Origin of the sequence: Paraburkholderia sp. J12 (assembly GCF_905220215.1) — a bacterium.
Lineage (GTDB): Bacteria > Pseudomonadota > Gammaproteobacteria > Burkholderiales > Burkholderiaceae > Paraburkholderia.
In genome coordinates this window covers 691,589-707,528 of record NZ_CAJMZC010000002.1, presented here as the reverse complement: position 1 = coordinate 707,528, position 15,940 = coordinate 691,589, and the positions used below count along the sequence as shown (strand labels likewise).

Genomic DNA, 15,940 nt, shown 5'->3' with positions numbered 1-15,940 from the left:
AGCATACGCCGCGCCCGCCGCCGCTGCAGCGCGGCGGCCGGAGAGCCGCGATCCATGCGCAATCGGGTCGCGATTATCGATTGGGCCCCTCAAGTTTTTTTCACCCCCGCCGTCATCCTTCACTGAGGCGGCCAGCAATGAACGAAAGAAAGCTTCCGCCGATTTCAACGTGGCCAGGTTTTTCAGACTCTAGCCTCTACGGAGAATTCCATGCTCAGCATTAATAGTAATATCCCGTCGCTCGTTGCTCAGGAAAACCTGAACGGTTCGGGTAGCGCACTCTCGCAGGCCATCACCCGCCTGTCCTCGGGCAAGCGCATCAACAGCGCAGCGGACGACGCAGCCGGTCTCGCCATTTCGACGACCCTGCAAACCGCGATCAACGGCCTCACGCAAGGCGTTTCGAACGCGAACGACGGCGTGTCGATGGTGCAGACGGCCAGCACGGGTCTGAGCCAGATCACGCAAAGCCTGCAAACCATCCGCCAGCTCGCCAACGAAGCGGCAGGTGGTTCGCTGTCGGCAAGCAACCAGGCTGCCCTGCAACAGGAAGTGTCGCAGCAGATCTCGGAAGTGAACCGTCTCGCGTCGCAAACGACGTACAACGGTATCAACCTGCTGAACGGCACGGCTGGCAACGTGACGGTGCAAGTCGGCGCGAACGTCGGCCAGACCATCTCGATCAACCTGAGCCAGGGCGTTTCGGCAGCTTCGCTCGGTAGCGGCACGGTGCAGTCGGGCAACACGGTCGGCACGATCACGGGTCTCGACCTGACCTCGACCGGCGCGGCGAACTCGGCGGGCGGCGCGGGCGCGATCACGCAGATCAACATCCTTGCGAACGGCACGGGCGGCTTCACGTTCACCGACCAGAACAACCAGGTTCTGTCGAGCTCGGTCACGGCCAACCTGTTCACCGTCACCGGCGGTTCGAACGGTATCTCGAGCATCGGTCTGGCAAGCGGCACGGGCAACGGCCTGAGCCTGCAGAACGAACTGTCGGCGATCAACTCGAACTTCACGACGGGCGGCGGCTCGAGCTCGGCATCGGGTACGGTTCTGGGCGTTCTCTCGGGCCTGAACCTCAACGCAGCAACGGGTTCGGCAGCTTCGGCAGGTGCAGCGAACGTCATCACGTCGATCACCGTCGAGTCGAACGGCACGGGCGGCTTCTCGTACTTCGACCAGAACGGCAACCAGCTGCAAAGCGCAGCTGCTGCAGCGATCTTCTCGTCGGGCGGCACGGGCATCAGCTTCGGTGCAGCAGGCACGCCGGCCAGCACGATCTACGGCGCAAGCAGCTCGGCCGCAACGACCACCGCCAGCGCAACCGGCGACTCGCTGCAACAGATCAACTACATGAACCAGCCGACTGCAGTTGCCCAGGTCAACGTCAGCACGACGGCCGGCGCAAACCTGGCGATGGAATCGATCGACAACGCACTCGCGACGATCAACAACATCCAGGCAACGCTCGGTGCAGCGCAAAACCGTCTGACGGGTATCGCAACGTCGCAGCAAGCCGAGTCGACCGACCTGTCGAGCGCACAATCGCAGATCACCGACGCAGACTTCGCGCAAGAAACCGCCAACCTCTCGAAGGCACAGGTTCTGCAACAAGCCGGTATCTCGGTGCTCGCGCAAGCGAACTCGCAACCGCAGCAAGTTCTGAAGCTCCTGCAGTAAGGTAGTCAAACGGACCCAGGTCCATAGACGCGGGCGCGCCGTGAGCAACTGACACGGCGCGCCCGCGCAGCCATTTTTGCCCCAGTCACGGCGCCTCGGGCAGTTTTTCGAACCTCGATCACCCGTCCGGAACCAACGGCAGTCACGCCCTCACGAGCGAGTACGGAGCCCCCATGTCGACAGTCAATTCCTCGACCAGCAGCACGACGACCACCACGGCGCAGCAGGCGGCCGCCGCCGCGCAGGCCGCAGCCCAGAGCGCATTGCAGGAAGCCGCCCAGTCGATTATCGGCGGCTCCACCGGCAACAGCTCGCTCGACGTGCAGTCGCTCGTCTCCGCACTCGTGACCGCGAAGGTCGCCGGGCAAACGTCCACGCTGACCGCGGAATCGACCAACGACAACACGCAGATCACGGCAATCGGCCAGCTCATGGCCTCGATCTCGGGCCTGCAGGTCGCCTCCGCGCCGCTCAGCAACGGCTCGATGCTCACCGCCTTCACGGCGACGGCCAGCGGCACCGGCATCGCGGCCACGGCCGGCAGCGGCGCCGTGCCGGGCAGCTATACGGTGAACGTCTCGCAGATCGCGAGCTCGCAGACGCTGACCTCCAGCGCGTTCTCGACGACCGCGGCGGCCTCGCTCGGCACCGGCGCGCTGACCATCTCGGTGGGCAGCAGCTCGATGTCGATCAACATCAATTCGTCGAACGACAGCCTGAGTGAAATCGCCTCGGCCATCAATTCGGCGGACAACAATCCGGGCCTGAAGGCTTCGGTGATCACCGGCTCGGACGGCCAGCACCTTGTGCTCCAGGCCACCAACAGCGGCGCGTCGAACACGATCAACGTTTCGGCGAGCTCGACGTCGAGCGCCGCGCTCCAGAGCCTCGACGTGTCGACGACGCCCGCCGTGGATACGACGGCCAACAGCACGTCCAAGATCACCCCGGCCAGCGGCACCTGGACCCAGACGTCCGCCGCGCTCGACGCGATCATGACGGTCAACGGCGCGACGGCCACGAGCTCGAGCAACACCGTGAGCAGCGTCATCAGCGGCGTGACGATGAACCTGACCTCGGCGGCCGTGACGAGCGGCTCGCAGACGGTGACGGTGGCGGCCAATACGTCCACCGAAGTCACGGACATCAGCAATTTCGTGACGGCCTACAACTCGCTCATGAGCACGATCGGCTCGCTCACGTCGTTCGATTCGACGGCCTCGGCGGGCTCCGGCGGCGGCCCGCTGCTCGGCGATTCGCTCACGACCAGCCTGCAGGTCGCGCTCGGCAACATCGTGAGCAGCAGCGTTTCGAGCGACGGCGCGACAGGCACGCTCGCCTCGCTCGGCATCACGCTCAATGCGGACGGCACGCTTTCGCTCGATTCGTCGACGCTCAACACGGCAGTCCAGAGCGACCCGCAGCAAGTGGCCGCCGTGTTCAACCTGACCAACGGCATCGCGCAGCAGATCAACGCCGCCACCACGCCGTACACGCAAACGGGCGGTCTGCTCGACACGCGCACCAGCGCGCTCACCGCCGACCTGCAGAGCGTCACCACGCAGACCAACGCGCTCACGGCCTATTCGAACCAGCTGACGTCGCAATACAATGCGGAATTCACGGCGCTGAACACGCTGATGGCGACCACGAACAGCAACCAGCAATACCTGACCGCCCTGTTCGGCGGCGCCAACAGCTCGGGCACGCTCAACAAGAGCTCGTCGTAATCCGTCAAGGAGCAGGCAATGAATGCGAATGCGCAGATGAACCAGGCACAGCTGGTCGAGCGGGTCTATGCGATGACGCTGGAAATCGAAGAGGCCGTCCAGCTCTCCGACTGGCGGCGCGCATCGCGCCTCACCAGCGAACGTTCGCCGCTGCTGCACAGCATTGCCGTGGGGCAGGAGCCGGCCTCGCTCGAACTGATTCGGCGTATCCGGGCGCTCGACATCGCACGGCTCGACGCTGCGCGCACGGCGCAGACCGAACTGTCGCAGGAATATCACGCGGCCGTTGCCGGCATGAATGCCGCGCGCCAGTACCAAAGCATGGCGCGTTATTGAACATCGGGCTTTCGGGCGGCTTGCGCCCGCTGGTTCGCCCGAACCCGGTTCCGCCGGGTTGGTCATGAAGTCGAAAGCCCGCCTCGCGCGGGCTTTTTCTTTTCTGGCCCCGTCACTCGCCTCCCCGCACGACCACGAAAAGCGGGGCAATCCGGCCTTTGCTCGGCCAATCGTCCCACGGCCGCCTCACTAGACTAAGCACAGGAAAATGCGCCCGTTTCGAGCGCTGCCAACGCGCGGCCGGTCCGGTCGCGCGCCGCATCCCTCCCCGACAACGGATCGAAGCCGAACGCGCGCAATCGAGGACCGAAATGACCATCGACGCAGAACTTCAGCAGGCAGTCAGCCTTCACCGCACCGAGCACTACGCCGAAGCGGAAGCGATCTACCGATCGATTCTGCTGAGCGAACCCGGGAATCCCGACGCCAACCACAATTTTGGTCTCCTGCATCTCCAGATGGGGTTGATACCCGAGGGCATTGCACTGTTCAGGACGGCAGTGGATGCCGCCCCACAGCGCCGTCAACTCTGGTCGAGCTACGTGGATGCACTGATCATGGGCGGGCAGCACGACGAGGCCCAGCTCGCGTGCGAATCGGCGCGCGCCTATGGGTTCTCGCTGCGCGCCGCGCACGACGATGGCGCCCAGACATCGCTCGACGCCCACGGCAACGATCCCACCGCAAGCGGTCTTGCTTCGGCTATAAAATCGTTGCTCGCACGCGGCCAGAACGACAAGGCAGAAGCCTTCGCGAAACAGATGACCGAAGCCTGCCCGGATCACGAACTCGGCTGGAAAACGGTAGCTTATGCTCATCTGCGGCGGGGCGATCTGGACGGCGCACTCGGCTTGCTCGAGAAGGCGCATGCGCTCTGCCCAACGGATCGCGAACTCGGTGCCCACCTCGACGCCGCGCGTGCGATGCGCACTGCCACCGCGCTCAACAACGCCGCGCGCTACGAAGAGGCCGTGCCGCACTATCGGACCGTTCTCGAAGCCTATCCCGATCATCCGGCTGCAAACCATGCGCTGGGTGTCATTGCGATTCGCCTGCGCCAGCCCGCTGCGGCGATTCCGCTGCTGGAAAAGGCTATCGGCGCCGATCCGAACAATCTGCAGTACTGGGCAAACTACATCGACGGATTGCTGCAAAACGACGAGTTGAAAGCGGCCTGGCTGGCGCTCGAAATGGCACAGCAACGCGGCCTCTCCGGCCCGGCGATCGATGCGCTCATCAACATCATGACGCAGGTTTCAACGCAGCAGGCCGTCAAGGTGCCGAAGGCCGATGCGCAGCCGGTTTCAGTAGCTGCGCCAGCGATCGAGCCAGCCACCGGACCGGTCGCCTCCCAATCGGCCCCGCAAGATGATGCACCGGCAGCCCGGGCCGCAATTCGGGCGCGGCCGCTCACTAAAGCCGAAGAAAACGAGTTTCAGGCGCTCGCGACGATTTTTAATCAAGGCAAGATCGAGGCCGCACTCAAGGGTGGCCTCGAAGTCGCCGCACGCTATCCGTGGCACGGATTTCCCTGGAAGGTCGTGGGCATTTCGCAGCACCGCCTCGGTCGCTACGACGAAGCCATGGCGAACTGCCGCAAGGCCCTGGCCCTGATGCCCGACGACGTCGATGCGCTCGCAGTGCTCGCCGGCCTCGAGCAGATGCGACATGAACTCGAAGGCGCTTACAAGAACTGCAGCCACCTGCTGGAGGTCAGTCCCGATCACGGGGAAGGCCTGCGATTGATGGGTGTCATCCAGATGGAACTGGGACGGCTCGACGAAGCCGAGCGTTTTGGCCGGCGCGCGATCGAGGTCAGCCAAGCCCCGCTCGCCTATAATTCGCTGGGTGTAACGCTGATGAAGCAAGGGCGCCTCGACGCCGCCGCCGCCATGTTCCAGCAGGCAGCCGACGCCGATCCCAACAACGCGATGATGTACAACAATCTCGCGTTCTGCCTGACGCATAGCGAAACCGTCACACCGGCCGAAGTCTTCGCGGCACACCGGCGCTTCGCCGAACACTTCGAGGTACCGCTCAAGCCGCACTGGAAACCGCACACGAACAGCCGCGATCCGCAAAGACAGTTGCGCATCGGCTTCATCTCGGGCGACTTCTGCCATCACGCCGTTGCGAGCTTCATCGAGCCGGTGCTCGCACCGCTCGGCCGCGATTCCAGCCTCTCTCTGCACGCCTATTCCAATACGGCGAAAAACGATCAGGTGACGGCGCGGCTTCGCGGCTTGTTCGCACACTGGACCGACGTCGTGGGCATGACCGAAGATCAGGCGAGCGAACGCATCCGCGCGGACGGCATCGACATCCTGATCGACCTCTCCGGCCACACGGCGATGAACCGGCTGCTCGCGCTCGCACGCAAACCGGCGCCGATCCAGGCATGCTGGATCGGCTATCCGGGAACGACCGGCCTGGATGCGGTGGACTACTTCATCGCGGACCGCTTCTGGGTCCCGTCCGACCAGTTCCGCAATCAATTTACCGAAAAGATCGCCTACCTGCCCGCACTCGCGCCGTTCGAAGCCGACCGCCTTTGCCCGCCGGTCAACCTGTTGCCCCAGTTGCACAACGGCTATGTGAGCTTCGGCAGCTTCAACCGGCTCGACAAGCTGCGCCGCGACGTGATCGCGTTATGGGCTCGCATCCTGCGCGAGATGCCAACCGCGCGCATGCTGATCGGCGCCATGCCGCGCGACGGCGGCAACGGCGAAGTGGCGCAGTGGTTCGCGGACGAAGGCATTGCAAGCGACCGACTCGATTTCCGCCCACGCTCGAGCGTGCCCGTTTATCTGCAACAGCATCACCACGTCGATATCTGTCTCGACAGTTTCCCGTTCTCCGGTCTCACCACCGCGCTTCACTCGCTGTGGATGGGCGTGCCAACGCTGACGCTGCCGTCGCAGACCGTACCGGGGCGCAGCGGTCTCACGGCCATGTCGCACGTCGGTCTGCTCGATTTTATCGCTGCCGACAAGGACGACTACGTGCGCCGCGCGGTCGCGCTCGGCTCCGATCCCGCGAAGCTCGCCGCACTGCGTGCAGGCATGCGCGAACGCTGCGCGCAATCGCCCATGTTCCAGCCCGAAGCCGTAGCCGGGGGCCTGAGCCGCGCGCTGCGTGTGATGTGGCGCCGCTGGTGCGAGGGCTTGCCGCCCGAGTCGTTCGAAGTGCCCGAATTGCCGCACTGACCTGCCATGAAGAACCACATCTTCCAGATTTACTACTCGGACGCGACGCTCGATCAGGTCGATCCCGGCTTCATCCCGCTCGACAACACGGGGCAGCGCCCCGACTGGCGGGAGTACTGGCCCATGCGGCGATTCCTGATCGAGAATACGCTGGATCCGAATGCCCGTTATGGCTTTCTGTCGCCCAAATTCATGGAGAAGACCGGGTTGACAGCCGTGGAAGCGATGGCCTTCGTGAACAGCATACCGGACGACGTCGACGTCGTGACCTTCTCGCCGTTCTTCGACCAGGCGGCGTTTTTTCAGAGCGTCTTCGAGCATGCCGCGCTTTGCCACCCTGGCATTGGCCCCGTCATCGAAGAGGCCGTCAGGCTGACCACGCCCGGTCTGAAGACCAGCGAAATCGTAATGAGCTCGGTGCAGACGGTGTTCTGCAACTACCTCGTGGCAAAGCCCGCCTTCTGGCTGCAATGGCTGGAAAAATGCGAGCGCATCTTCGAGGTGGCCGAGGCGGCAGATAGCCCGCTCGCGCAGCAGCTCAACGACGATGTCAAGTACGAGTCCCAGCGGGCGCCCGCGAAGGTGTTCATCATCGAGCGGATGGCCTCGCTGCTGCTCGCCACGCAACCCGGATGGAAGGTGAGGAACTTCAATCCGACGACGTTGCCGATGGGCCATGCCGTGCTGTCGCAGTTCAACGACGATCTGCTCACGCTCGACGCCTTGAAGCACATGGCAAAGGAAACGGGATTTCCGCAGTATATGGGCGCCTATCTGCGCAAGCGGATTCAGGTGATCGAGCGGCTGAATGCAGTCACGTTGGCCAAGGCCCCCGCTTGAGTCCGTCGCTTCCCGAGGCCGGGATGCCCCGGGAAGCGATTGGACGCCGTGCCAATCAGTGAGTCGGCATCGCGTAGAGTACGAGGTCAGCGCCATCGATTCCGTGATAGCGCATCGAGATTCGATACCCGAGCCGGTGCAGCCGCAACGGAATCTCGATCAGATCCGGTGCGTGATGGTAGATGCTGACCGCCAGCATGGGCTTTCTCTCTGCCAGCAAATCGCCTGATTGCTCGATGATCGCGGACTCCGCACCCTCGACGTCGAACTTGACGTAGCAAGGGTTGCGGACGTCTTTCATGAAATGCGCAAGCGTGTGGCAGTGCACCAACAGTTGCCCGCTTTCGGATAGCCGTGCGGCCATGTCACCCGTCGCGTCGAATTTCAGCATTCCTTCCTTTCCGTCCACGGCCGCGTTGTGCGCAATATGATCGACACCCAGCTCTGCGAGACACGCCTGCAGTTTCGCGAAATTCCGCGGGTCGGCTTCGATCGCGACGATCTTCCCCGGCTGCGGGAAATGCTTCACGAAGAGCCTGGCGGTGTCGCCGTCGAACGCGCCTGCATCGACGAAATCCACCTCCTCGTCGTACGGCAGGCCAATATCGTCGGGGAAATAGGGCGTTACGCAATACTCAGCGAAATTCCATGCGAGCGTCAGCCGGAACGTGAGTTGCTCGATGAACGTCCGGCGCGAGGTCTCGTCCTCGAGCGCCTCGTACACGCTGACGATATCTTCGCGGTAGCGGCGATAGGCGTCCGGATGCGCCGCATGGGCAAAGCTCAGTTGCGGGAAGAGCCAGGGTATGTGCAGGAACGACAGGGTTTTCGCGCCAAACCGTTCACGAGATTTGAGGTAGTCGTGGCGAGGATTATGAATGCACACCACCACCGTTGACGATGCATCCTCCCTGTCGCCGAACACCTCCAGTCCATCAATGAACGTCCCCCGCTTGCCCGGCGTGTCGTCGATAAAGCCGCGCGGCTCCACACCGATCTGTCTGAACTGGGCCAAAGCAGCCCGGCCCATGTTGCCGGCCCCGAGGATATAGAAGTCGCTTGGGTCGAAGAAGCTCGTCTTCTCGTGTAGTTCGCGCTCGGAGCGCGCAAAGAGCGCATCGATCGTATCGTGAATGCGTGTCATAGTCTGTTGATCCGGATTTGCCGCCACTCGATGGCAGACGATGCCGTCTGCCTTCCCTGCCCGAAGAACACGCGCTCCTCCGCTGTCTTCAGCTTGTCGCCCAGCATGTTCATAAAATCGTATTGCTGCGCCATGAACGGCGGAACGATGATGTGGTTCACCGCGCGCCTCACGGCTGCCGATGCATTTCTCCCGGTACGGTGAAACAGCATGCTGTCAAAAAGAATCCAGTCGCCGGGGCGCGCGTGCACACACAACTGGTTCTCGATGACGTAACGGTCCGAAGGGAACTTCTCCACCTTGTGCGTGGCCGGCAGAACGTAGGTACCGCCGGTGATTTCGTCGAAGGGATCCACGCACAGGAGGGCGCTCAACGCGAGGCAGCGCGAAGACGTCCAGTGCTGATAGTTCAGGTCGCGATGCCACGAGAACTGATAGTGATCCGTGGAGGGCACATTGATGATCGCATTCTGCGAATACAGAATGTAGTTCTTGCCCAGCAGCGCGTTCGCGACGGCGTGAACCCGGGGGTCCATGGCGACGTCGATGAACACGTCGAAGTCGGCCGAAGGCGCCCGCGCGATATTCGCGTCGTTGATTTTCTTCAGGTTCGCCTCGCCCCCGAGCAGCTCGCATTGCTTCGCGTACGCCTTGTCCGAACATTCGGAAACGCGTGCGATAGTGGCAGCATCCAGGCTGCCGGGAATGACGCTATAGCCTTTGGTAAGAATCTCTTCGATACAGAATCCGGTTTCCGTCGTCGAGGTATATCGCTCGGTTACGCCATGGCAGATGACATGCTGGTCTAGAGTGCTCATCGTCGAAGAGATGTCAAGGGGTGCGGTTCACAGAGCCCACAAATAGAAGTCGTGCACGATGGTGCGTCCGCCAAACGCTTCTTTCTGGGCAATGAGCCCCGCGTTCAGATGAAGGCCTTGCTGTTCCGTCGAGATGCCGAAGCTGAAGAATTTGCGCTGCCCATAGCGGGTAATGAGTTCTGCCAGCAGAAGATCCAGCGCACCCATCTCCCGGCCGGCGTCGGAGTTGGCCATGTATTGCGTGTGGACGACATGCCCGAAGTCGAACATGATGGCGCCCGCCAGCAAGGTGTCGTCCTGCTCGGCGACATGCAGGGTGATGGCATCGGGAAAGCGCCCGGACAGCAGCCGCAACTCCGCACTCGAATGCGTGGGTCTCGCGTCGAACTTTTCGAGAACCTGCGCAAGCAAGGTATGGAATCGATCGATATCGTCCGACTGCCTGATCGTGATACCGGCCTTCCGTGCCTTGTTGACGGCCCACTTTCTACCTTTGGAAAAGCGCAACGGCTCTTCCAGACTGATCACCGTCGAGGCGTCGCGGCGGACGAGCTTCGCCCCTGCGCAAGTCAGGGCGTACAGATCGTTCTGGCAGGGCATCCGGTGAAACACCTGGGGTGTCGCCTTGTAGATCACGGACTGCACGCCCAGTTTGCGGTAGTGCTCGCCCATCGCAGCAAAGGCGAGCAAGGTATCGTGCGCGCCGAGCTCTTCTGTATGGAGCAAGCCGCCATAAGTCAGGCCGCCATGCGAGCTGATCGTGGCACCGTCCCGACTGGCCGGAAATACGCCCACCGGTTTGCCGTTGCGCAACAGGATCAGCGAGGCGTCTTCGAAGCGGTCGTTGTGGTAATCCATGTACTCGCGCTCGTGCAGGAAGTTGCCATTGCACGAGCGCCGAACGACGTCATTCCAGATACCGGCGTGCTCCGCCGCGTACACTTTGAGCGAGAGGGCCGTATCCACGGCCGTTACCCGCGCGACTGACACATCACACCCGCCCTGCCTCTTCCAGCACCACGCCCGCTGCCCGAGCACAGCCGAAGCCGTCGTACCCCATGTTGTTGCCGTTATAGAACATATAGGTTTCTTCCCGAACCGAAATCAAGGCCGGATAGCACAGTGTCTGCGAGTCCCAGCCGTGTTCGGAAAGCGCTATGCCCAGCTCGTCGTCGCGCCGGGTCCAGTGCACGCCATCTTTGGATTTCGCAACGCCCGGAAAATAGGAGCCCGAAGTGGTGCCCTTGGTGTAGTACATGAAGTACTGCCCTGCGATGCGATACACCCTGGGACGGCCTATGCGGTACTCGTCGCCGCGCACGTCCACGCAGAGTTGCCCTTCTCTCGGGACATTGAAGAGATCGTCCGTCTCGACATAGCGAATGTGGTACTGCGGAAACGGGCGGCCGTCGATGATCTCCCAGTCGTCCCCGCAGGCATACCAGAGCCGCCAGCGACCGTTTTCGTAGTGCGCCGAATGAATCGCGCCGATCGTGGATTGGCCACGGGCCCGGTCTAGTATCGGCGACTCTGAAAGGCGGGCAAAAGTATGGCCACCGTCGGTCGAGAGCGCCACGCCGCTAAACGCCAGGAACTTGGCCTTCGCCACCAACTGGAACCCGACATAGAACATGTAGATGCCGCCGGGACCGCGAACGACGTCGCCGAGTATCACGCCGTTGTCGTCGAAGCAGCCGTCGCGCCCGATGTCGAGGACCGGCGCATCCGCTATCGCAAGGACTTTCGTCGGGTTCGAGGCAGACACGTCCACGTACCCGATCCGGCTGACTCCCGCTTCATCGCGAAAGCCCGCGTACACGCGGATCGTCTCCTGGTCGAGCCGGAAAGGCGTGGGAGTCAGCGCCGAATTCTTCATCCACGGCCGCCCATGCGTCGCCGTTTCAAACACGGCGCCCAATTTTTCCCAATGAATTGTCATCTGCGTCGTACCCGCCAGCACAAAAAAGGACATTGCATTTCAAAGCTCGACTTCGTTGGCAAGCTTGCCGGGAACCGGCTTGGAAGCCGAAGCGACGTAGATGCGATTGGCCTCCGTGTCTTTCGTGATGAGCGAGCCCGAGCCAATCACACAGTGGTCCGCAACTCTGACATGATCGTTGAACGTGCTGTTCACGCCGAGGAAGCAGAATTCACCGATCTCGCAGTAACCGGAGATCACGACATGCGACGAGACGAACACGTTATCGCGGATGACCGTCCGGTGGCCGACGTGGTTACCGCTCCACAGGATGCAGTTATTGCCCACCGTCACGAACGGCTGAATAACGTTGTTCTCGAAGATGAACGTGTTTTCGCCAATTGCGGCATTGCGCCAGACAAACGCGTGCGAGCTAACGTAGGTGGCAAACCGGTAGCCCTTCTGCTTCGCATCCAGGTAAAAGCGGGTGCGCAGGGCGTTGAGTTGAGACGACGGAATGGCAACGAACGCCATATAGTCCGAAGGCGGATAGAGACGCTCCAGATCTTCATAGGCCACGACTGGCTTGCCGTTGAGTTCCGGCTGCCGGATATAGCTGCGTTCGACGCTGAACGCCACCACCTCATAGTCCGAGTCGTGAGTGAAATACTCATCGGCAATTTCTGCCATTTCGCCAGCGCCGATCAATACGAGCTTCTTTCCCATTTCCCCCTCCTCCTTCAGATCACCACCATGGTCTGCCGCGATTTGCCGCGACCTGACTCTAGGCAACCGGAATGAACGCATGCCAGGCCTGCACAAAGCGTTCTTCTGCCGATGGAACCTGCCCGGCCAGTTCCTGCATCAAGGTTCTGAACGCCGCCATGTCGGCGTCGCCAGGATTGCGAAGCGCAATCAATGCATCGACGTTTCTGAAACACTGCACTGCCTGCTCTCGCGAGAGCTTGTCCACGCGGCATCCCGCAATGGCGAGCGCAGCCCACGCCAGGACAGCAAGCTTGCCTGCGTGACTCGACGTTTGTTGGCTGATCTGCTGCGAACTCAGGCGAAAATAGCCCAACGGATCGTTGATGTAGCACAGCGGCTTGTTCAGACTCGCGGCAAGGAAAAGCCCGATGTCGCCCAACCCCTCATACGAAATGCCGGCGAGCTTCGCGTCGAACAGCAGCTTTGCGCCGTCCTGATTGAAGACTGCATTGGAGAACTCGCCCAGCCAGTTATTGCAGCCGGGGATGGTGGACATGAACGCGGCATCGGCCGGCAGCGAAAGCACGCGCTGCTGGTTCTGAACCACCACGTCGGGCCGCATGAGCTGGCCAATCGGCTGGCCGGATTCGATCGCCGTCCAGCGGCGGCTGACCGAGCAGTCGAACGCACCCGTTGCATGCACTGCGGCATGGAACGAGTAGAAGTCCGGGTAGATGACGTCGTCGTCAAACAAGAGGTGTGCCAACGGCGTCGAACCGTTCCACGCTTTCAGCAGATGCTGGCAGTTCGCAATCCCGCCAGCACGCGGACCATCGATGACCTCGATGTTCATATCCGCGATCTGGGACCGTAACGGTTCGCTCTCGAATGCAGCGCGAAATGCACGATCGGGGCTGTCATCGGAAATGATGATGCGCTCGGGGCGCACGGTCTGATGCCTCAGTGCCACCAGCAAGTCGTGAAGATACTGGGGCTTGAAAGCAGGAATCAGCGTGGTGATCTTCATTGCGTTACCGGGGTTAAAGCCTGGAGGCGCTGCCATCACGCCGGAAATATTCGTCAATCGCGCCAGCCACGGCACCGACCTCGTCTGCGCCCAGATACGTCGCGAACGGAAGGCTGAGAACCCGGGATTGCAGTGTTTCGGCGACCGGCAAAGCGGGCCATGCGACATCCGCATAGGCGGGCTGCAGGTGGTTCGCGACGGGATAGTGAACCAGCGAGCCAATGCCGCACGCCGTTAAATGCGCCTGCAGGGCATCCCGGTTCGGAGTCTGCACGACGAAGAGATGCCAGACCGGTTCGACGTCTTCAAGTACTACGGGCAACTGCAGCGGCGCCTGTGCGAGCGCTTCGAGATACATCGCCGCGAGGGCAGCGCGCTGCGTGTTTTCCGTATCGAGATGTTTGAGCTTCACCCGCAAAATCGCCGACTGAAGTTCGTCGAGGCGCGAGTTCTGCCCGGCGACATCATGGTGGTATTTGACTTCCGAGCCGTAGTTTCGCAACTTGCGCAGCGTGGCGGCCAGCTTGCCGTCATTCGTCGTGATGGCTCCGCCGTCACCCAGCGCGCCCAGGTTCTTGCCCGGATAGAAGCTGAAGCCCGCGGCGTCGCCAAGTCCGCCCGCGCGCCGGCCGCGATAATGCGCACCGTGCGCCTGCGCAGCGTCTTCGATAACACGCAGCCCGTGGCGGCGCGCAATCTCGTTGATGGGACTCATGTCAGCCGGCTGGCCGTACAGGTGTACAGGCATGATTGCGCGCGTACGCGGCGTAATGGCAGCCTCGATCCGCTGCGGGTCGATATTGCACGTCCGGCTATCGGGCTCGACGGGAACGACACGCGCGCCGGCCTGGCTCACGGCCAGCCACGTCGCGATGAAGGTATTGGACGGAACGATCACCTCGTCGCCCTCGCCAATGCCCATGGCGCGCAGAATCAGGTGCAGCGCTTCAAGACCGTTCGCTACGCCGATGCAGTGCTCGACACCACAATAATCGGCAAATTCGCGTTCGAAGGCGAGCGTCTCCTCGCCGAGAATGTACCGGCCGGAGTCGATCACGCGGTCGATCGCTTCGTGGATACCCTTCTCGAAGCGCGCGTTGACCTGCTTGAGGTTCAGAAAATCAATCTTCATTCGTCGTTTCTGATTCGGTATCCGAACGACCTCGATCAGAGCGCCACAGGTTCGCGCGCACGCGCGAGCCGGATGAACTCGTCGTGATCGCGGATGTAGTCGGCCGGGTCGTAGTGTTCCGACGCGAGCACCATGCACACCCCGCCGGACGAGAAGTTGTCGAGCGAGCGCCACATCATCGGACAAATGTAGAGCCCGTAGTACGAGCGATTCAGGTGGAAACGCCGCTGGCGATCGCCGTCGTCGAGCACGATGTCGAAGCTGCCCGACATAGCGATCACGAACTGGTGCAGCTTGCGGTGCGCGTGCGAACCGCGATCCGATCCGCCGGGGACGTCGTACAGGTAATACACGCGCCGGATGTCGAACGGAATGTGATTATCACTTTCCACGAAGGTGAGATTGCCGCGCGGATCGGTGATCTTTGGCAGTTCAATTATCCGGCAATCATTCAGCGGCATGGCCACCGTCCTCTAACGTTCAGTTCACCGTTTTGCGGTCTGTTGTGCCGCATCCGAGACGTCCCAGACGGAAGCGGCCATGCGCTCGCGTATGGCACCCGACGGGACTTTTACCTGGAAAGCTTAACGTTGAGGGAAGAGGTCCGATCTGGCAAACAGACCGGGGTTTCGCCTCTATTCCCCAAGTTCGGGCTGGAGCGCCGGGCCCGGCTCTGCGGTAAGCGGCTGGGGGAGGTTTGCGGCGCGGGGTGCCGGGACGAACAACACGTGCCGCCAAAGGTTGGCGGCACGTTACGCACAATTTGCGGGGAAGGTGTTACTTACCCGCCAGCGTAGCGAACTGCGGGTTGGTCACGACCTGCTTGATCAGCTCCTGCACGGCCGGTGCGAAGGCGTCTGCCGTGTTCTTGCACGCATTGGCGGCAATCCAGCTGGTGTCGAACGGGTACTTCACCGAAACGGTGTAACCCGGCGAAGTCTCGGAACGCACGTGCATCGTGATCTGCCAGTACGCCGGCGCGACCGAGCTGAAGCTCAGATCTTCGATGCTGCCCACGATGGCCGGGCCATGCGGGTCGTACGACTGCGCCGTGAACAGTTCCTTCTGGAACGCTTCCTTGATGTACTGCGAGAGCGTCTTGCCCGGAGCCACCTTCACGTCGCCATCGAGGCGGCACAGCAGATGTTCGTTCACCCCTTGCGCGAGTTCGATGCTGCTCACGCTGATCTTTTTCGACTGCAGACCTTGCTGGATGGCAATGACGTTGTCGGTCGAAACTTCATAGGGCACGGAGGAATTCGTCGTCTGGCACCCCGAAAGCATCACAGCGGTAGCGGCTACGAGACCTGCAATTGCGGAAATTCTTGCCTTCTTCATTTAAACCCGTTCTCCTTGTTATGGGCTATTGGTCTGATTTAATTAACGGCGGAGAAA

At 61.8% G+C, this 15,940-nt stretch carries 14 protein-coding genes; 5 read left to right on the top strand and 9 right to left on the bottom strand.

The window, feature by feature from the left end; translation table 11 throughout:
- Positions 1-210: 210 nt before the first annotated feature.
- From U5760_RS08190 to U5760_RS08170, 5 genes are all read left to right on the top strand, one after another.
- Positions 211-1,686 (top strand): flagellin, encoded by a 1,476-nt coding sequence (locus U5760_RS08190; RefSeq protein WP_322010901.1) that lies wholly within the window; start codon positions 211-213, stop codon positions 1,684-1,686.
- A 173-nt stretch (positions 1,687-1,859) separates the two neighbouring features.
- Entirely contained in the window at positions 1,860-3,416 is a 1,557-nt protein-coding gene (gene fliD / locus U5760_RS08185) for a flagellar filament capping protein FliD (RefSeq protein ID WP_322010900.1), read from the top strand.
- An 18-nt stretch (positions 3,417-3,434) separates the two neighbouring features.
- A complete protein-coding gene (gene fliT / locus U5760_RS08180) occupies positions 3,435-3,752 on the top strand; it encodes a flagellar protein FliT (protein WP_322010899.1) in 318 nt (105 codons plus the stop codon).
- A gap of 311 nt (positions 3,753-4,063) precedes the next feature.
- Entirely contained in the window at positions 4,064-6,958 is a 2,895-nt protein-coding gene (locus U5760_RS08175; protein ID WP_322010898.1) for a tetratricopeptide repeat protein, read from the top strand.
- 6 nt (positions 6,959-6,964) lie between these two features.
- Complete coding sequence (locus U5760_RS08170) at positions 6,965-7,798, top strand: hypothetical protein (protein ID WP_322010897.1); 834 nt, start codon at positions 6,965-6,967, stop codon at positions 7,796-7,798.
- A gap of 55 nt (positions 7,799-7,853) precedes the next feature.
- Here U5760_RS08170 and U5760_RS08165 read toward each other — a convergent pair whose 3' ends face one another.
- The 9 genes from U5760_RS08165 to U5760_RS08125 form a co-directional block, all read right to left on the bottom strand.
- A complete protein-coding gene (locus U5760_RS08165) occupies positions 7,854-8,942 on the bottom strand; it encodes an FkbM family methyltransferase (RefSeq protein WP_322010896.1) in 1,089 nt (362 codons plus the stop codon).
- Positions 8,939-9,760 (bottom strand): phytanoyl-CoA dioxygenase family protein, encoded by an 822-nt coding sequence (locus tag U5760_RS08160; protein ID WP_322010895.1) that lies wholly within the window; start codon positions 9,758-9,760, stop codon positions 8,939-8,941. Before U5760_RS08160 ends, U5760_RS08165 begins: the two co-directional genes overlap by 4 nt.
- Positions 9,761-9,787: 27 nt before the next feature.
- Positions 9,788-10,726 (bottom strand): GNAT family N-acetyltransferase, encoded by a 939-nt coding sequence (locus U5760_RS08155; protein ID WP_322010894.1) that lies wholly within the window; start codon positions 10,724-10,726, stop codon positions 9,788-9,790.
- Positions 10,727-10,751: 25 nt separating this feature from the next.
- Positions 10,752-11,732, bottom strand: coding sequence for a hypothetical protein (locus U5760_RS08150; RefSeq protein WP_322010893.1), 981 nt, complete (start codon positions 11,730-11,732; stop codon positions 10,752-10,754).
- Positions 11,733-11,738: 6 nt separating this feature from the next.
- Positions 11,739-12,404, bottom strand: coding sequence for an acetyltransferase (locus tag U5760_RS08145; protein ID WP_322010892.1), 666 nt, complete (start codon positions 12,402-12,404; stop codon positions 11,739-11,741).
- Between the two features lie 58 nt (positions 12,405-12,462).
- Positions 12,463-13,413 carry a glycosyltransferase family A protein gene (locus tag U5760_RS08140; protein ID WP_322010891.1) on the bottom strand — a complete coding sequence of 317 codons (951 nt, stop codon included), beginning with the start codon at positions 13,411-13,413 and terminating at the stop codon, positions 12,463-12,465.
- A 13-nt stretch (positions 13,414-13,426) separates the two neighbouring features.
- Positions 13,427-14,545, bottom strand: coding sequence for a DegT/DnrJ/EryC1/StrS family aminotransferase (locus tag U5760_RS08135; RefSeq protein ID WP_322011088.1), 1,119 nt, complete (start codon positions 14,543-14,545; stop codon positions 13,427-13,429).
- 35 nt (positions 14,546-14,580) lie between these two features.
- Positions 14,581-15,006, bottom strand: a complete 426-nt coding sequence (locus U5760_RS08130; protein WP_322010890.1) for an FdtA/QdtA family cupin domain-containing protein — start codon at positions 15,004-15,006, stop codon at positions 14,581-14,583.
- Between the two features lie 316 nt (positions 15,007-15,322).
- Entirely contained in the window at positions 15,323-15,883 is a 561-nt protein-coding gene (locus tag U5760_RS08125) for a hypothetical protein (RefSeq protein WP_322010889.1), read from the bottom strand.
- Positions 15,884-15,940: the final 57 nt, after the last annotated feature.